The 291-nt window shown below is 60.1% G+C and carries 1 protein-coding gene; it reads left to right on the top strand.

Features of this window, described 5'->3' with window-relative positions:
* Window positions 1-291, top strand: a 291-nt coding sequence (locus P0G09_RS20055; protein WP_275253554.1) for a DnaB-like helicase C-terminal domain-containing protein, incomplete at both ends; no start/stop codon positions are given.

Here is a 291-nt window from a genome sequence, read left to right as displayed (position 1 = left end):
CAAAGGAGCAGCTGACCAACCGCATCCTTTCGGCGGAAGCAGGCATCGACAGCCAGGCATTCCGCACCGGTGCCCTTCGCAGTGAGGACTGGGAGTATCTGGCACTGGCAACGGAAAAGCTCCACGATGCCCCCATCTATATGGACGACACCTCGGGCATCACCATCACCGAGATGAAGGCGAAAATCCGCCGGGTCAATCAGGACCCCACCCGCCCCAATTTGGGCCTGATCGTTATCGACTACCTGCAGCTAATGACCACCGGCCAGCGCAGCGAGAACCGTGTGCAGG

It is taken from the genome of Faecalibacterium sp. DFI.5.82, from assembly GCF_029076575.1.
GTDB classification, from domain to species: Bacteria; Bacillota; Clostridia; order Oscillospirales; family Ruminococcaceae; genus Faecalibacterium; species Faecalibacterium duncaniae.
This window is presented reverse-complemented; position numbering and strand designations above follow the sequence as displayed.